The sequence below is a fragment of the Salinivibrio sp. ES.052 genome (assembly GCF_900141775.1).
Classification (GTDB): domain Bacteria; phylum Pseudomonadota; class Gammaproteobacteria; order Enterobacterales; family Vibrionaceae; genus Salinivibrio.
This window is the reverse complement of sequence record NZ_FSRI01000001.1, coordinates 486229-501157: the sequence shown is the minus strand read 5'-3', so window position 1 is coordinate 501157 and position 14929 is coordinate 486229. Positions and strand designations below refer to the sequence as shown.

The following is a 14929-nucleotide window of genomic DNA, read 5'->3' as shown; positions in this document are numbered from 1 at the left end:
ACGCAATTCTGCAAAAGGGTTAGTCACTAAAAGTCGACGTCGCACAAGCGGTATGGTCGGTTTTTAGACATTAATTTAATTCCTTGAGCTTAGCACCTAGTGCCTGTTGTGTTTCCGGCTCCCCGTGAACTAACTGGATCTGATTTGGCGGTGGTTGGATGCCTTGCACAAATCTCACTAAATCGTTTTGATCGGCATGGGCGGAGTAACCGGAAATTGTGTGGATTTGCGCGTTAACGTTGACTGGGGTGTTGTCTATCCACACCTGTTGGTTGCCTTGCTGAATATCACGGCCGAGGGTGTGTTGGGCTTGGTAGCCGGCAAAAATCACATCGGTGCGTTTGTCTTCAAGTAACGCGGCAAGGTAGTTCATGATTCGCCCACCCTGGCACATGCCGGAGGCGGCGACCACAATGGCCGGCTCGCCGATTTGTTTTAGGCGATTCACCAATGCCATGTGCTGGCTATGTTCATCAATGGTGATGCATTGCTCAAAAGCCAACGGATGGCGGTGTTGGTTCAGTTTGGTTTTGGCCTCTTTGCTCCACAGCTTTTTAAACTGGCGATAGTGACGCGTCACCTTTTGCGCCATCGGCGAGTCAAGAATGATAGGGAGCGCATCATCAAGCTGCTTTTGGTGAATAAGCTGCTCAATATCAAATAACAGCTCTTGGGTGCGGCCGACACTAAACGCGGGGATCAAAATCACGCCGCCGTCTTCTAGTGAGCGTTGAATGATCGCCTCGAGCCGCTGGGCGCGGGTGGCGACGGACTCATGGGTTTTATCGCCATAGGTGGATTCTAAAAACAAAATATCGGCACGGGTTGGCGGGGTTGGGTCCGGCAGCAGTGGCGTGTTGCAGGGCCCTAAATCACCCGAGAACACTACGCGCTGCTGGTCGGGCAGTATTAATTCAACATAAGCCGAGCCCAAAATATGCCCGGCGGGTTGCAAGCGCAAGTAGGTCGCTGGCTGCCCTTTTTGCTTGGGCTTTAGCCGGTGCCAGCTGTTGTAAGGCAGTGTCACCATCAACTGGTGGATGCGTTCGAGCACCCGCTGACGGTGGCCATAGTTCATATTGAGTTGCAGTTTTAAGGTGTCATCAATCAATAGCGGCACCAAAGCGGCGGTAGCCTCAGTGCAATAAATGGGGCCGTTAAAGCCAGCCGCCAATAGCCATGGCAGTAAGCCACAGTGGTCGATATGAGCGTGGGTAAGGATCAACGCATCAATGCGTTTGCCATTAAGGTTTACCCTCGCCTCTCGCATTTCATCTCCTTGGTATTGCCCGCAGTCAATCAGCAAGCGTAAGCCGCTTGGTTTTATATTCACTTGGTGACACGAACCAGTCACGGTTTGATAGCCACCATGGTGAGTGACGGTGAGGGTTTTATTGTCTATTGAGGTGTTAGGCATGGCCACATCCAGGTTGTTGGTTCAAATGTTGTTATCGTCGCCCATGTTATCTATGTACCTATCATCTTACTCATCATCTGTTCTATCAACGGGCTTGGGTGGCCGTTGTCGTCGATGAGAAAATAGGTATGACGCCAGTGGGGATCGAAGTGGTCGTTAAAGGCGTCGCAGTCGGTTACCGTCACTTTGTTGGCGGGAAGCGCGTCAAGGTTTTCGGGGCCGGTCATGCCCAGGCGGCGGGTGACGGTGCGGTGACGTACGTTCACCACTTTTGAGGCGGCCATGGCAATATCATCGGCGGCATAGTAAATATGCACTTGTTTGGCGGCATCGAGGACGGCTCTCCCTGGCTGGTGCGGCTCTAGCGCTTGGTTATCAACATCGGCGGCCATCATAAAAATATGCCGAAACCATTGTGGCATGGTATCGAGTCCAGCATGTTGATGCCAATGGTGAAAGGTGCTGATGAGCGTGCGATTCCCCATGGAGTGCGCGAGTAGGTTCATGCGCCTTTTGCACGGTTCAGTTTGTTGCTCAGGGGCGCGACGCCAGTCATCAAACATCGCCAGTAAACGACTAAACGCCAAGCCGGAAGCGGTGGCAGCAAGTTGATCATCCAAGTAATCATCAATAACACCGAGCTGGCCATCTTCATCACACGGCCAGATAACCGGCACCACCAGTATGGCGTTAGGTGACAGGCGATCAAATTGGTGTTGTAAGGTCTGTGCCATCGGAAAGATATGACGTTCCATTTGGTTGTTATAACCATGGAGCAAAAAGAGTATTTGGGTATGCGTGGGTAGGCTTTCAGTTGGCTCATAAACGGCGCAGCGGTGATCTCTTGGTATTCACCCTGCCCGGCGCGTTGGCAAAAATACACCCACTTTGAGATATCGGTGTTTTGGTTATCAAAGCTGAGCCAGCGGCCAGCCTCACTGTGCGAGCCTTGTTCGGGTATACGACTAGTAATAAATAACATGGCATCATCCAGCAGTTATGAATGTGCGGGTGAGGATAAGCGAGGTAGATAGTTGCGTTGTATGGTGTTAAGAGGATTTTGCGAGGGAGAAGACGAAAAGCAAGAGAGTTCCTAGGGCCTAGAATCCTAGGCCCTCGCTCTTCTCTCAATCCGCGCCAAACAAGTCGCGGGTGTAGACTTTGCTTTCTACATCGCGGATCTCGTCAACCATACGGTTGGCGACAATCACGTCGGCGCGCTGTTTAAAGGTATCCAAATCTTTGATCACGTCTGAGTTAAAGAAGGTGTCTTCTTCAAGCACGGGCTCGTACACTACCACTTCAATGCCTTTGGCTTTAATCCGCTTCATGATCCCTTGGATGGCTGAGGCGCGGAAGTTATCGGATCCGGCTTTCATCACCAAGCGGTAGACGCCCACCACTTTTGGTTTGCGTTTGATGATCGCATTAGCAATAAAGTCTTTGCGGGTGGTGTTCGCATCAACAATGGCTTGAATAATGTTGTTGGGCACATCTTGATAATTGGCCAATAGTTGACGGGTGTCTTTCGGTAAGCAATAGCCGCCGTAGCCAAACGAAGGGTTGTTGTAGTGATCACCAATGCGTGGGTCTAACCCTACTCCCTCAATAATCTGACGCGCGTCCAAACCGTGAGATTCGGCGTAGCTGTCCAGCTCGTTAAAATACGCCACCCGCATCGCCAAGTAGGTGTTGGAGAAAAGTTTCACCGCTTCAGCTTCGGTAGAGTGAGTAAACAAGACGGAAATACCCGATTTGACTGCGCCTTGTTGCAACAAGGTGGCAAATTGACGGGCGCGCTCGGATTGCTCGCCGACAATGATCCGTGAAGGATACAAGTTATCGTAAAGCGCCTTGCCTTCACGCAAAAACTCAGGGGAGAAGAGGATGTTTTCGCAGTTCGTTTTCTGCTTGATATGCTCGGTATAACCGACTGGCACGGTCGATTTGATCACCATCACCGCCGCTGGGTTAATCGCCATCACATCTTTAATCACTGATTCGACTGAACTGGTATTAAAGTAGTTGGTTTCGGGATCGTAATCGGTGGGGGTGGCAATGATCACAAAGTCCGCGCCTTGGTAGGCCTGCACTTTGTCGAGCGTCGCGGTAAAGTTGAGTGGTTTTTCGGCGAGAAATTGCTCGATTTCGGCATCAACAATCGGGGATTGTTGATTGTTAAGTAGGTTGATCTTTTCTTCCACGATGTCGAGTGCGACCACTTCGTTATGTTGCGCCAGTAACATGGCGTTTGACAGGCCAACGTAACCTGTACCGACAACTGCGATTTTCATCGTTTTTCCCTTGTTGATAATGCTGGTAAGATACTACAGAACATGTGTACGCGTGTATATCCAAAACCAGTACTGACAGGTACCTGCCTCTGAAAACATTAGGCCAGTTTTGGATGACCTCTGTACTCACTAAATACAGACAGCGAGTGTGAATAAACGTGCTTCTTCCTATCGTAGATTTGCTTTTTCTTTTCTTCTTTGCTTTTTGCTCACTTTTCATTGTTCGGAAAGGAGCAAAACTAGTGGGACTTGTCGATCATCCCTTAGGGCGAAAGCAGCATCAAGATGTTACTCCGTTAGCAGGAGGTATAGCCTTATGCATCACTCTACTCTACTTGCTTTTTCACAACCCAAACCTTCTCGACAACAGCTCTTTGTATGCCATATGTATTGTTCTCTTAACAACCGTTGGCGCAATTGATGATAAGTACGATGTTCACTACAGTGTTCGTTTCGCGATACAAGCAATTTTATCTATCGCCATGATGACACTGGGGAACATTGAGCTTAGTAACCTCGGCAATATTTTTGGGTGGGGTGATATTCACCTTGGGGGCTGGGGATACGTCATTACCACTATTGCGGTTATAGCTGCTATAAATGCTTTTAATATGGTGGACGGTATTGATGGGTTACTGGGTTGCTTGTCTATTGTAACATTCGGTAGTTTGGCCTGGATTTTGAATAGTGATGGGCAACAAACACTGGCTTATTTCTGTTTAGCCTTAGTTGTCGCAATTCTTCCTTACATTTTGCTTAATTTAGGCGTTTTAGGGCGAAAGAGAAAGGTGTTTATGGGGGATGCAGGCAGTATGCTAGTGGGGTTTACCGTTGTTTGGGTACTATTACTCTCTAGTCAGAACGGTAAAACACCTCCCTTACAGCCAGTCACAGCACTATGGCTTATTGCTATCCCCCTAATGGATATGGTCACATTGACCATTAGACGTATTCAACGTGGTGACTCGCCATTCAAACCAGATAGAGAGCACCTACATCATTTATTTCAAAATCTAGGGTTATCTCCGAGACAAACACTAATTGCTATAATCGCAATCGCTGTATGCTTTGCTGGAGTAGGGATTTATGCGGAACTAAAAGGTGTTCCAGATTATCTGATGCTTTATGTTTACATTGTACTCTTTATTGCTTATTACTTATTGGTTTGTTTAATCAATAAAAAGACGATACCGCGATAATCCCAGTATAGATTCAATAGACTAATTTAATAGCCAAATTATTAACACTAAAAAGACAGGCTCTTAAAATCCTGTCTTTTTATTCATGCGCACTCATTATTGCGGCTGATTTTTCTCTTCAAGAATATCAATTCTCGCTGACTTCACCGCCGGTTTTGATTTAATTTCTTCCAATATCGTCACGATATCGGCTTGTCCACTGGCATTTAGTTGTCCAAGCTTGGTGGTCTCATCAAAGTAGGTCACATTCAAGTTAAGCGACTCAGCCAACTCATAGATGGTGCCTTTCTCTAGTAGTACGGTAATGTTTCCTGTCACTTTACCTAGTGTGCGAGTCACCTCATTGTAAACCTGGTCACCTGCTTTCAATGCATTACTGTCTAGGTTTACGCCTTTATAACCATGGAGTTCAGAGATTTCAGTTAAGGTCACAGGCCCGTCGACTTGCGCAGCTAAAGCTTGTTCAGCATTGAACTCTTTAGTATCTACTTCTATGGGCTTTGAGCTATTGCTGTCTACCATCGTTGTGCTACTCCCAGCTAAGGCGACTTGAGTCAATAACGTACCAGCAACAAAGGCTACTATCATCTTGTTTTCCATTTAAAACTCCTTTTTAACTCTACTTTTAACTTTCGCTTTGTTGCTTAATGCCCATAAACGCGGACTTGAGCCTTAGTCAGTTGACTTTCCACTTGGTTGTTTAGTATCTCACCAAAGTCAGCACGGTTGGTGTCAACAATATTCACTGTCCACTCCCCTTGCACTTTTTCACCAAGAAATGCATTGACCAACATGGGTCCACTTACGTGATACGCATAGCCTGGCGCTGAATCATTGCCCAATCCTTGATACACACCTAGTGATGTCCTCGAGGTAGCAAGAACAGCCTCGGTTCCTTCAGGCGAGATAACTTTAATAGCGAGATCGGAGGCAGCAGTGCTTCCAGTTAAGTCACCGCTACCGACCTTGAATAAATCACTATTTTCGATGTTGAAGCCAAATTGCATCCCTTCAAGAGTCAAGTTACTGTCAATCTCATGGCCTAGCTTAAAGCTAAATGCTGCGCCTTGCGCATCAGCATCTGGGATCACTACAGGGGAGTTGGTTGGCGTAATGTCAATCCAATCGGTTTTGATCAGTGGCGGTAGTGTTAACCCCTGCAGTGCCAACGCAACAGCTTTACCGGCATTCACGCGACCAAATCCATATTTATTGTTAAACGAATAGCCCGCTGCATTTTCAACCCAGCCTAAATGCGTGGTCACGCCATTGCTCTGTTTGTCGATACTGTTCTGACTTTCAATATTATTTGTTAAGTGACTACCTACTAACAGCGTAACAGGCTCGTCATTAGGATCGACTTTATCAGCCGTTTTAGCAAGAATATAACGAATTTCACGCCAGCTTAGATTTGGGTTTGCCTCAGCGATAAGCGCCGTCACACCAGTGACATTGGGAGCTGCGGATGAGGTACCATTAAAGGTATTGGTGTAGTTACAATTTGGGTTTGCGTCTTGATTCAGGTCTGTGCCTGGCGTGTTAAATGGCCAAACCCGTTGATAAAAGTCTTCTACACCTAACATTGCCAAAAAAATCCCCGTTGTGGCTTCAAATTGATCCACAGCCGCTTGGCTGGCATAGCCTCTCTCGCATGACATCTGATCGGTAGTTACCATGGCAGGGTTTTCAGTTCCATCTTCGCCTGCGGGCGCTGATACCCAAAGGCTTGACCCTGCAGTGGAGTAGCTAGACCTGTGCCCATCAGTATTAACTGCACCGATGGTTAGGGTATAAAAACTGGCATTGGCCGGGTCCCAGTTACTGTCATAACAGCTGAACACACGCGACTGGCTGGGGTTAATGCCAGCTTGGGCTAGGTCGCATAACGTATTTCCCTCTTGCCAACTCCTGCTAGAAATAAAAGAGTTACCCGCAGACTTTATATTGAGTGCCCCTAGTCCCCGTCGCAAGTTTTCTGTCGGATATTGGAATAGCACCTCATCCACATCGGTCGTAGCAACAAAAATCGGCGCGGAAATCCCATAACTACGATTGAAGGCAACGAGGTTTTCACTAGGGTTAATGCCCGATCCTTCCAAGCCATAACTCGCAAATAGTGACTGTTGATCCTGGGACTCAAGGTAGTTCAAACCAATCAACCCAGCGTCAGACGCCACTCCACGTCCACCTAACCCATTCCATCCTGTGGCCGCAATGAGCCCAGCTACCGAGGTACCATGATCGCCCCCAGTACCAGTTAATGTTGGATCACTCGAACCATCTACAAAGTTAATTGAGCGGTTAGGGAGTACGTTGTCCACGAGGTCTTCGTGATAAATCGCCATGCCTGAGTCAACCACGACCGTGATGGTGCCTTCACCAGTAATGCCGTGTTTATAAGCGCCCAGCACATTCATATCTTCTCCTGGGACAAGGATACTTTCATCACGTTGATGTTGCAGCTTCGCTGCTTCCTCACTCATACCTTGTGCAACGCGAAGGTCGACCAAAGCCTGATAAGTTTGCTCGTTCATCGCGTAACCCGTTTGACCGGTGTTGTTCAAGTGCCACTGCTCGGCAGCCAAAGGATCAGACTCAAGCACGCCTGTTACCGTGATAGCTCCCGACGTGCGTGAGACACCATCAGATACTATGTATTCGAAGCTGCGATTAGCTCCAGCGCGAGTCGGTATATAATACACAGCACGATTTGCAAGATCACTGACGACTAGACCATGAGACAGTAAGAATTCATTTGATTTGGGTTTAGGAACCTCAACACCCTTTTCCCTAATAGAAAGCTGAAGATCCTGAGTAGAAAAATGATCATCAATAATATTGACCGACTCGCCCAAAAACTGTCTGTTAGCCATTATAGCAGTATTCTTTTTATCGACAATTTCGACCGAGCTACTCCCATCATTACTAGAGCCATCATTACACCCTGCGAGTGCTGCCGACACGAACACCGCGGTCATCGTTCGCTTTAAACTTGAAGCTAACATTGTTCAATCCTTTGACTAAATGAATATTCTATGAGGGAGAGAATAAATTACCCACCTAGCATTCCATATGCAACACAAATATCACAAGCCACAGCGCGAGTAGGAACTATGGTAATCCCCTATTTTGACAGAACATATCAAATGGGAGTGCTTTATATGTATTAGAATACGCTGTTCGAAGCTAGAGAAATCATCAAGAGCTAGGTTAAGAAATACAACAATGACAGACCAAACGAGCCTCTATAAATCAACGCTTTCGGAGAGTGTTGCTAAGCATGAGAGCAAACAAAGATGTTTAACCTAGACGGATGTTAGAATAGGAGGGATGACATAAAGCTTTCGCCGCTACGGGTAAGCTTTATTTCCATAATGGCACTTTGGTAGCTTAAGAATGAACCATTTTTCGTGACACTTCGCTAGACTGCACTTGGAAAAGCCATATGTGACACGAGATAGAAAAGCGATGTATCCTTAAGCGCAATCAACGACATGACTTAAGAACAATTCATATAACTAGAACTTGCCATACGACCTTGAAAAGCACTTGGGGTAGTCTTTGAGCCTTCGAGCTTTTTTTGAATAATGGCGGTGAGAGAGGGATTCGAACCCTCGATACGTTGCCGTATACACGCTTTCCAGGCGTGCTCCTTCAGCCACTCGGACACCTCACCATATTGTGTGTTACGCGAGCTATTCATTGTGGGTGCTTGACTTACCCGCTGTCGCGTTAACGGGGCGTACTATAGAGAGTTGCTGCTTTGCGGTCAAGCTGTTGATGATGGCTTTGGGTTTAAATGGCTATTCCATCACCAAAAGTATCCATAGGGGTCACATCAGCTGGAAGCAAGTGGTAGTGAAAGCTGTTAAACTCGGCACACAAATCGAATACGAATGAGAGCCTGATGACTTTATCCGAATTCCTTACCCAACATGCTGACAGCGCGCAACTGCTTAACGAAATGCAAACCCGCGGTGTGGTCACCGCGATGGCGGCCGCCCCTCATGTTATTAGCCCTAGCGAGTGGCTTCCTGTGATGTGGGGTGGCGAGGAACAAGCGCCGTTTGAGAGCCATGAGCAGTTTGAGCAGTACGCCAATCTGATTGTGGATATTTGGAATGAACAACGCCAACAGTTGTTGGAGAAAACCTGGCAATGGCCGGAAGGCTGTTTGCTGGATGACGCTGAGATTGTCAACCAAGCGACGCGCGATTTCGCTGAAGGCTTGTTGCAAGGCTGGAGCCTGACACGTGATGACTGGGAAACGCTGATGCCGGAAAACACCGATGGTAATGCCCTACTCGGTGGCGTAGTGCTGTCTATTAGCTTGCTTTACGATCCAGAAACCGCGCTTTCCACCATGGAAGCACAAGGCGCAGAAGAATTGGCACAGTTTGAGGAAATCTTCAACGCCATGCCAACTATGTTGTGTGGTCTTACCCACCACGGCGCGGCGTTGGCGGAGGATCAAGAAGGCGTCTAAAACCCTAGAATCCGGATGACGGATTAAGGAAAGAGTATATCGTGCTTGCTTTTGCTCTTTCCCTCATCCGTATTCAACTCCCTACCCCTTCATTTCAGCGGCAAAGTTGAGCATGCGGTTAAGTGGGGTTAACGCTTTTTCGCGCACCTTGTCATCAACGTGGATTTCATGCTCTTCGCCGCCGTTTTCAAGTGCGTTCTCTATCGCTTTAAGGCCGTTCATTGCCATCCATGGGCAGTGGGCACAGCTTCGACAGGTCGCGCCCGCGCCGGCGGTGGGGGCTTCGACCAATTCTTTGTCTGGCACCATTTGCTGCATCTTATAAAAAATGCCTTTATCCGTGGCCACAATCAGCTTTTCGTTCGGCAGGGTTTGCGCCGCTTTAATCAGCTGGCTGGTTGAGCCGACGGCATCGGCCATTTTTACCACGCTCGCTGGGGATTCTGGGTGAACGAGAATCGCGGCGTCAGGATATAGGTGTTTCATCTTTTCCAGCGCTTGGGCAGAGAATTCGTCGTGGACCACGCATTCGCCTTGCCATAAGACCATGTCAGCGCCGGTTTCTTTCTCAATATACGCGCCTAAGTGACGATCTGGGGCCCAGATAATCGGCTTATCTTGGCTGTCTAAATGCTCGACAATTTCTAGCGCAATGCTTGAGGTGACTACCCAATCGGCACGTGCTTTGACGGCAGCTGACGTGTTGGCATACACCACTACGGTGTGATCCGGGTGGGCGTCACAAAACGCGGTGAATTCGTCCGCTGGGCAGCCTAAATCGAGCGAGCACTCGGCGTTGAGCGTGGGCATTAATACGGTTTTTTCTGGGGTGAGAATTTTGGCGGTTTCCCCCATAAAGCGCACGCCCGCCACAATGAGCGTTTTGGCTGGATGTTGATTACCAAAGCGGGCCATTTCTAACGAGTCCGCGACACATCCGCCGGTTTCTTCCGCAAGGGCTTGGATCTCTGGATCCGTATAATAGTGAGCAACAAGTACCGCGTCTTTTTCTTGTAAGAGTTGTTTAATACGCGCAACGTGTTGTTTTTTCTCTTCGTCACTCAATGCCATAGGTTTCGGCGGAAAGGGGTAGACCCTTTGCGACGTTTCAATCACTTGGCTCATGGGATTACTCATGCTTACTTCCAGTCCAGGTAGTATAACCTGAGTGGGGGGAGAAACAATATGAAGAAGGAGGCTAGGCCCTAGGAACCTAGGACCTTATTGCCTACATTGCATTTTTGGCTTGTTTGGCGCTGGTTGAGTCTGGGTAGGTATCAATTACTTGTTGGAAGTATTGATCGGCTTGGTTGCCATTCCCTTGTTTTTGCGCAATCAGGCCAAGCTTTAACAAAGCGTCGGCGCGTTTATTGGAGTCTTTAAACTCACTGACTGCAGTAAACTCTTGGTTTGCCTGCTCAAATTCACTTTTAGAAAAATAAAGCTGGCCGAGCCAATAATGGGCGTTTGCCGTGTATACCGATTCTGGGTATTGGGCGAGAAAGGCCTTAAACGCTTTAGTGGCACCTTGGTAATCTTTTTCTTTTAAGATGAGGTTAACCGCCGCCTCGTAGGCCGCATTTTCAGTTTTATCGTCCGTGAAGCTGACTGATGACTGGTCTTTCGGCGCTTCTTTTGGTGCGGGGGCCGCCTGCTCAGCGGTTCTTAGTGTATCGATTTCACGATAAAGATCGCGCTGGCGTTCAACCACCTGTTTGATCTCATAGCTATTTCGCTCAACGTTACCGCGTAAGGTACTTAGCTCTTGCGCCATTTGGTCAAGCTGGCGCTGCATATCAAGCTGCATTTGATTGCGCGCCTGAAGCATGCGTTCTAAGCGATCAACGGCGGACCCACCCGCCCCTACTTCTGTCACCGGAGCAGGTGTGGCAGCCACGGGGGCTGCCACACTCACCAGTAACGCCAGCGCGAGGGTTCGCACAGAGTTACTGTTCATTATCATATCCTTTATCCATTACCAAAAGGCTGGATTAGTATACCAATACCGCACGACGGTTTTTGGCGTAAGCTTCTTCGCTTTGGCCAAGTACCAGCGGTTTTTCTTCGCCGTAGCTCACGATAGAGATCTGGCTCGCGGGTACGCCCAGCGCTTGCAGGTATTTAGAAACCGCTTCAGCACGACGCTCGCCCAGTGCGATGTTGTACTCAGGGGTACCGCGCTCGTCAGCGTGACCTTCGACGACCACTTCCATCGCTGGGTTGTCACGCAGGTAAGTCGCGTGCGCATCCAGCATGTCTTCATATTGTGGCAGTACGGATGAGTCATCAAAGTTGAAGTAAACGGTTTGCGACTGACGTAGCTCTTGGTTACGGATTTGTTGCTCTGTCATTGAGCCTTGGCCGTCAACAGGAGAAACCACGGTAGTGCCGTTTTGGTTAGTTGATTGGCCAGAACCACTGCCAGTCGCGCTGTCGCTCGAGCTACACGCAGCCAGAGTTAACATCGGCAGTGCCACCGCCAGGCCTTTCAGTACTTTATTGATTTGCATTCTATTTTCCTTTTCTAGAAAGTTAGCGCACGTTGTTTAAAATTAAAAACTACAGGTAAGGTGACCAGGCTGGTGCACGCACGCGCCCGTTGGTTGCCGGTAGCCGCGCTTTAAAGCGGCCGTCTACAGAGACAAGTGACAACACATTCTTACGTCCATATACCGAGCTGTAAATCACCATGCTGCCATTTGGCGCAATGCTTGGCGACTCATCCAACAAGGTTTTGGTCAGGATTTGCACCGCCCCGCTGTTTAAGTCTTGCTTTGCAATGTTATAGCCGGACGATGATTGATTTACCATTATCAAGTGACGGCCATCAGGTGTGAGTTGCCCACCCATGTTTTGGTTGCCTTGCCACGTGATGCGTCGGCTAGTCCCGTCGTCTAAATTTACGCGATAAATCTGTGGTTTGCCACCCCGGTCCGACGTGTAGATGAGCGAGTTACCATCGGGATCCCAAAATGGCTCAGTGCTATTGGCGCGACCATGGGTAATTTGAGTCAGTTTTTTACTGTTCAAATCGAACGTGTACACCTGCAAGCTACCCGTTTTGGAGAGCACCAAGGCTAACTTGCTGCCATCAGGCGAAAATTGTGGCGAACCATTATGACGTGGGTATGAGGCGATCTTTTCACGCTCACCCGTGTAGATATTCATGATGAAGATTTCTGCCTGACCATTTTCAAAGCTGACATAGGCGAGCTGTCGGCCATCAGGCGACCAAGACGGTGACATCAAAGGTTGTTTGGAACGCAAGATCAAGCGCTCGTTGTAGCCATCATAATCCGACAAGCGCAATTGGTAGGGGAATGGGTTCTCTTTATCAATCACGACATAGGCAATGCGGGTTAAGAAGGCCCCTTTCTCGCCAGTAAGTTTTTCGTAAACGATATTAGAGATGCGATGCGCATAACGACGTAGATCACTTTCTTTGACCGTGGCGCGATTGTTCACCAACAAGTGATCATCGGTTTGCACCAGTTGGCCATCGGCACCTAGCCCTTTGCTGTCACCACCGGTGAGTTGACCCCGAACGATATCAATAAGCTGATAGTCAATCTGGTAACGTCCATCAGATGTCGGGGTAATCGTTCCCGTCACGACCGCATCGACGCCTAAGGCAGTCCATGCATTGTAATCCACGTCAGCATCGCTATACGGGGTTTGTGGCATTTCGTTCACGGATAACGGATTAAACTTCCCGCTACGGCGTAGGTCGGAGCCGATCACACCAGAAATGTCTTCGGGCAACTCGCCCTGCCCTTTCCATTGAAATGGGATCACACCAATGGGTCTCGCGGTGTTTACCCCTTCGGTGATCACCAATTTCAGCGCGGCATGCGCAGGTTGAGTGAGTAACCACAGACAGGCAAAAAGCATCACAACAAAGGCGACACGCCACGTCCGCAAACGATCCTGACTCTTGCTTGTCACACTGTTTGTGCCACCGCAGGGGCTCACTTCCATCATGTTTTTTATCCTGTCGTTTAGTTAGGTCTAACGGTTAACTCAATATCACGTAATTTGGCGATAATATCGCCATCTTCTGGCATCGGAAACTGAGACACAGAGGCCACAGCGGTTTTTGTCGCCCGGCAAAGCCGTGTGTTACCTGCTTTTTCTTCCACATTAAGCAAGAGACCGGTCGGTGACAAGCGCATATTCACCACACATTCTTGGCCACTTAAGCCATCGTCTACGATTAACCGCTGTTGGATCATCTGTGTAAAAATGGCGCCGTACCGCGCCACTTCGTCTTGAATAAATTGTCCTCGCGCGCTTTGCCGTTGACTGGCTTCCGATTCCAATCCTGAGAACAGATCGTTTAGCGCTGCCTCTTGTTCTTGCTGCTGTCGCTTCGCTTCTTCCGCCCGGCGCTCTGCCTCTTTTCTTGCTTGCTCCGCTTTTTTACGCGCTTGTTCGGCCTCTTTTAGCGCTTGCTCTTCCGCTTTTCGTTTTTCAGCCAGTTTGCGCTGGCGCTCGGCTTCGGCTTTTTTCTCGGCTTTGCGCTGAGCGGCGAGCTTTTCTTGCCGTGCTTTCTCAGCCTTTTGCGCCGCAAGTTCGGCTTGACGCTTTTCTTCAAGTTTACGCTGACGGTCTCGCTCCGCTTGCTCTGCCTGCTGTTTGGCGATGCGTGCCTGCTCTTCCGATTTGGCCTTTTGTTCCGCGATCCGCTTTTGTTCTTCACGTGCCTGTCTCTCGGCTTCCAGCTTTTGCCGTTTCACTTCGCGAAGGCGCTGCTCTTCTTGCTCGCGCTGCTGCTCAAGACGTTTCGCTTGCTGCTCTAATCGTTTCAGCCGCTCCGCTTCTTCACGTTTCGCTTGATCACGTTGCTCGCGAATTTTCTTGGCTTGCGCACTGACTACCGCTGGGTCAATCACGGTAGCATCAATGGTGCGTCCCGATTTCGGCGTCGGCGTGGCGTCTGAGCTAAAATCCGCTCCCCACAACAGTACAATCACTAGCAGTACGTGTAGCCCGCCTGAAATAATGAGGGCTGGCACCAACGAGTCTTTTTTACTCTTTCTCTTGGTTGGCTTATTTTTATCGGTTGGTTCGTTCATCACCCTCACCTACGACTCGTATGGCTCTGTCATCAAACCGACTGACGACACACCCGCTTGATTCAATGCATCAAGCGTTAGGATGATTTCGGAATAAGGCACACGGCCATCGCCACCGACAAGCACCGGCGATTTGGGGTTAAGCTGCAGCTCGGCTTTTACTCGAACCAAGATTTCTTCCAGACTCAATCCTCGGGTCATGTCGCCATTGTCGACACTAAGCCCTAGCAGGCCGTCTTTATCCACTTCAACAATGATAAAGGCACCGCTGTCTTCTTCTTCCGCGAGCTCTGCCGCTGTTTTGGCCTGTGTGGTTTGTGGTAAATCCACGTCGACGCCTTGAGTGACAAAGGGCGCGGTCACCATAAAGATAATCAACAGCACCAACATCACATCAATGTAGGGCACTACATTGATTTCCGCCGTCATTTTGCGTCGTTTCGGTTGATACGCCATGG

13 protein-coding genes and 1 tRNA gene are annotated in these 14929 nt (G+C 48.9%); 2 read left to right on the top strand and 12 right to left on the bottom strand.

Translation table 11 applies throughout. The annotated features are described in order from the left end of the window. Positions 1-70: 70 nt before the first annotated feature. The 3 genes from BUQ98_RS02335 to BUQ98_RS02325 all read right to left on the bottom strand — a co-directional run bounded on the left by BUQ98_RS02335 (position 71) and on the right by BUQ98_RS02325 (position 3711). The gene (locus tag BUQ98_RS02335; protein WP_074212318.1) at positions 71-1417 is read right to left on the bottom strand and encodes an MBL fold metallo-hydrolase RNA specificity domain-containing protein; all 1347 of its coding nucleotides are present in this window, start codon (positions 1415-1417) and stop codon (positions 71-73) included. 50 nt (positions 1418-1467) lie between these two features. After that, on the bottom strand, positions 1468-2172 hold the full coding sequence (locus tag BUQ98_RS02330; RefSeq protein WP_254813861.1) for an alpha/beta hydrolase: 705 nt from the start codon (positions 2170-2172) through the stop codon (positions 1468-1470). Between the two features lie 372 nt (positions 2173-2544). Continuing rightward, the gene (locus BUQ98_RS02325; protein WP_074212317.1) at positions 2545-3711 is read right to left on the bottom strand and encodes a nucleotide sugar dehydrogenase; all 1167 of its coding nucleotides are present in this window, start codon (positions 3709-3711) and stop codon (positions 2545-2547) included. A gap of 158 nt (positions 3712-3869) precedes the next feature. On the opposite strand from BUQ98_RS02325, the gene wecA reads away from it, so the two are divergent. Next, complete coding sequence (wecA, locus tag BUQ98_RS02320) at positions 3870-4910, top strand: UDP-N-acetylglucosamine--undecaprenyl-phosphate N-acetylglucosaminephosphotransferase (protein WP_074212316.1); 1041 nt, start codon at positions 3870-3872, stop codon at positions 4908-4910. A 96-nt stretch (positions 4911-5006) separates the two neighbouring features. Here wecA and BUQ98_RS02315 read toward each other — a convergent pair whose 3' ends face one another. The 3 genes from BUQ98_RS02315 to BUQ98_RS02305 form a co-directional block, all read right to left on the bottom strand. Further along, positions 5007-5510, bottom strand: coding sequence for a hypothetical protein (locus BUQ98_RS02315; RefSeq protein WP_074212315.1), 504 nt, complete (start codon positions 5508-5510; stop codon positions 5007-5009). A gap of 44 nt (positions 5511-5554) precedes the next feature. Beyond that, a complete protein-coding gene (locus tag BUQ98_RS02310; RefSeq protein ID WP_074212314.1) occupies positions 5555-7915 on the bottom strand; it encodes a S8 family peptidase in 2361 nt (786 codons plus the stop codon). Between the two features lie 583 nt (positions 7916-8498). Beyond that, positions 8499-8586 (bottom strand) — tRNA-Ser (locus BUQ98_RS02305). Positions 8587-8817: 231 nt separating this feature from the next. On the opposite strand from BUQ98_RS02305, the gene BUQ98_RS02300 reads away from it, so the two are divergent. Next, complete coding sequence (locus BUQ98_RS02300) at positions 8818-9396, top strand: UPF0149 family protein (RefSeq protein ID WP_074212313.1); 579 nt, start codon at positions 8818-8820, stop codon at positions 9394-9396. 81 nt (positions 9397-9477) lie between these two features. On the opposite strand, the gene nadA is transcribed toward BUQ98_RS02300, so the two are convergent. The 6 genes from nadA to tolR all read right to left on the bottom strand — a co-directional run bounded on the left by nadA (position 9478) and on the right by tolR (position 14927). After that, positions 9478-10521, bottom strand: a complete 1044-nt coding sequence (nadA, locus tag BUQ98_RS02295) for a quinolinate synthase NadA (protein WP_074212312.1) — start codon at positions 10519-10521, stop codon at positions 9478-9480. 103 nt (positions 10522-10624) lie between these two features. Next, on the bottom strand, positions 10625-11353 hold the full coding sequence (gene ybgF / locus BUQ98_RS02290) for a tol-pal system protein YbgF (RefSeq protein WP_074212311.1): 729 nt from the start codon (positions 11351-11353) through the stop codon (positions 10625-10627). Between the two features lie 34 nt (positions 11354-11387). Then, positions 11388-11906 carry a peptidoglycan-associated lipoprotein Pal gene (pal, locus tag BUQ98_RS02285; RefSeq protein ID WP_074212310.1) on the bottom strand — a complete coding sequence of 173 codons (519 nt, stop codon included), beginning with the start codon at positions 11904-11906 and terminating at the stop codon, positions 11388-11390. Between the two features lie 49 nt (positions 11907-11955). After that, on the bottom strand, positions 11956-13287 hold the full coding sequence (gene tolB, locus BUQ98_RS02280) for a Tol-Pal system beta propeller repeat protein TolB (protein ID WP_074213549.1): 1332 nt from the start codon (positions 13285-13287) through the stop codon (positions 11956-11958). 107 nt (positions 13288-13394) lie between these two features. Continuing rightward, entirely contained in the window at positions 13395-14471 is a 1077-nt protein-coding gene (tolA, locus tag BUQ98_RS02275) for a cell envelope integrity protein TolA (protein WP_083605170.1), read from the bottom strand. A gap of 9 nt (positions 14472-14480) precedes the next feature. Continuing rightward, complete coding sequence (tolR, locus tag BUQ98_RS02270) at positions 14481-14927, bottom strand: protein TolR (protein WP_074212309.1); 447 nt, start codon at positions 14925-14927, stop codon at positions 14481-14483. Positions 14928-14929 lie beyond the last annotated feature (2 nt).

Coding starts and splice junctions, on each gene's coding strand:
- tolA (WP_083605170.1), bottom strand. CDS start 14,471: ATGAACGAACCAACCGATAAAAATAAGCCAACCAAGAGAAAGAGTAAA.
- BUQ98_RS02315 (WP_074212315.1), bottom strand. CDS start 5,510: ATGGAAAACAAGATGATAGTAGCCTTTGTTGCTGGTACGTTATTGACT.
- tolB (WP_074213549.1), bottom strand. CDS start 13,287: ATGCTTTTTGCCTGTCTGTGGTTACTCACTCAACCTGCGCATGCCGCG.
- BUQ98_RS02310 (WP_074212314.1), bottom strand. CDS start 7,915: ATGTTAGCTTCAAGTTTAAAGCGAACGATGACCGCGGTGTTCGTGTCG.
- BUQ98_RS02300 (WP_074212313.1), top strand. CDS start 8,818: ATGACTTTATCCGAATTCCTTACCCAACATGCTGACAGCGCGCAACTG.
- ybgF (WP_074212311.1), bottom strand. CDS start 11,353: ATGAACAGTAACTCTGTGCGAACCCTCGCGCTGGCGTTACTGGTGAGT.
- pal (WP_074212310.1), bottom strand. CDS start 11,906: ATGCAAATCAATAAAGTACTGAAAGGCCTGGCGGTGGCACTGCCGATG.
- BUQ98_RS02325 (WP_074212317.1), bottom strand. CDS start 3,711: ATGAAAATCGCAGTTGTCGGTACAGGTTACGTTGGCCTGTCAAACGCC.
- tolR (WP_074212309.1), bottom strand. CDS start 14,927: ATGGCGTATCAACCGAAACGACGCAAAATGACGGCGGAAATCAATGTA.
- BUQ98_RS02330 (WP_254813861.1), bottom strand. CDS start 2,172: ATGGAACGTCATATCTTTCCGATGGCACAGACCTTACAACACCAATTT.
- nadA (WP_074212312.1), bottom strand. CDS start 10,521: ATGAGCCAAGTGATTGAAACGTCGCAAAGGGTCTACCCCTTTCCGCCG.
- BUQ98_RS02335 (WP_074212318.1), bottom strand. CDS start 1,417: ATGCCTAACACCTCAATAGACAATAAAACCCTCACCGTCACTCACCAT.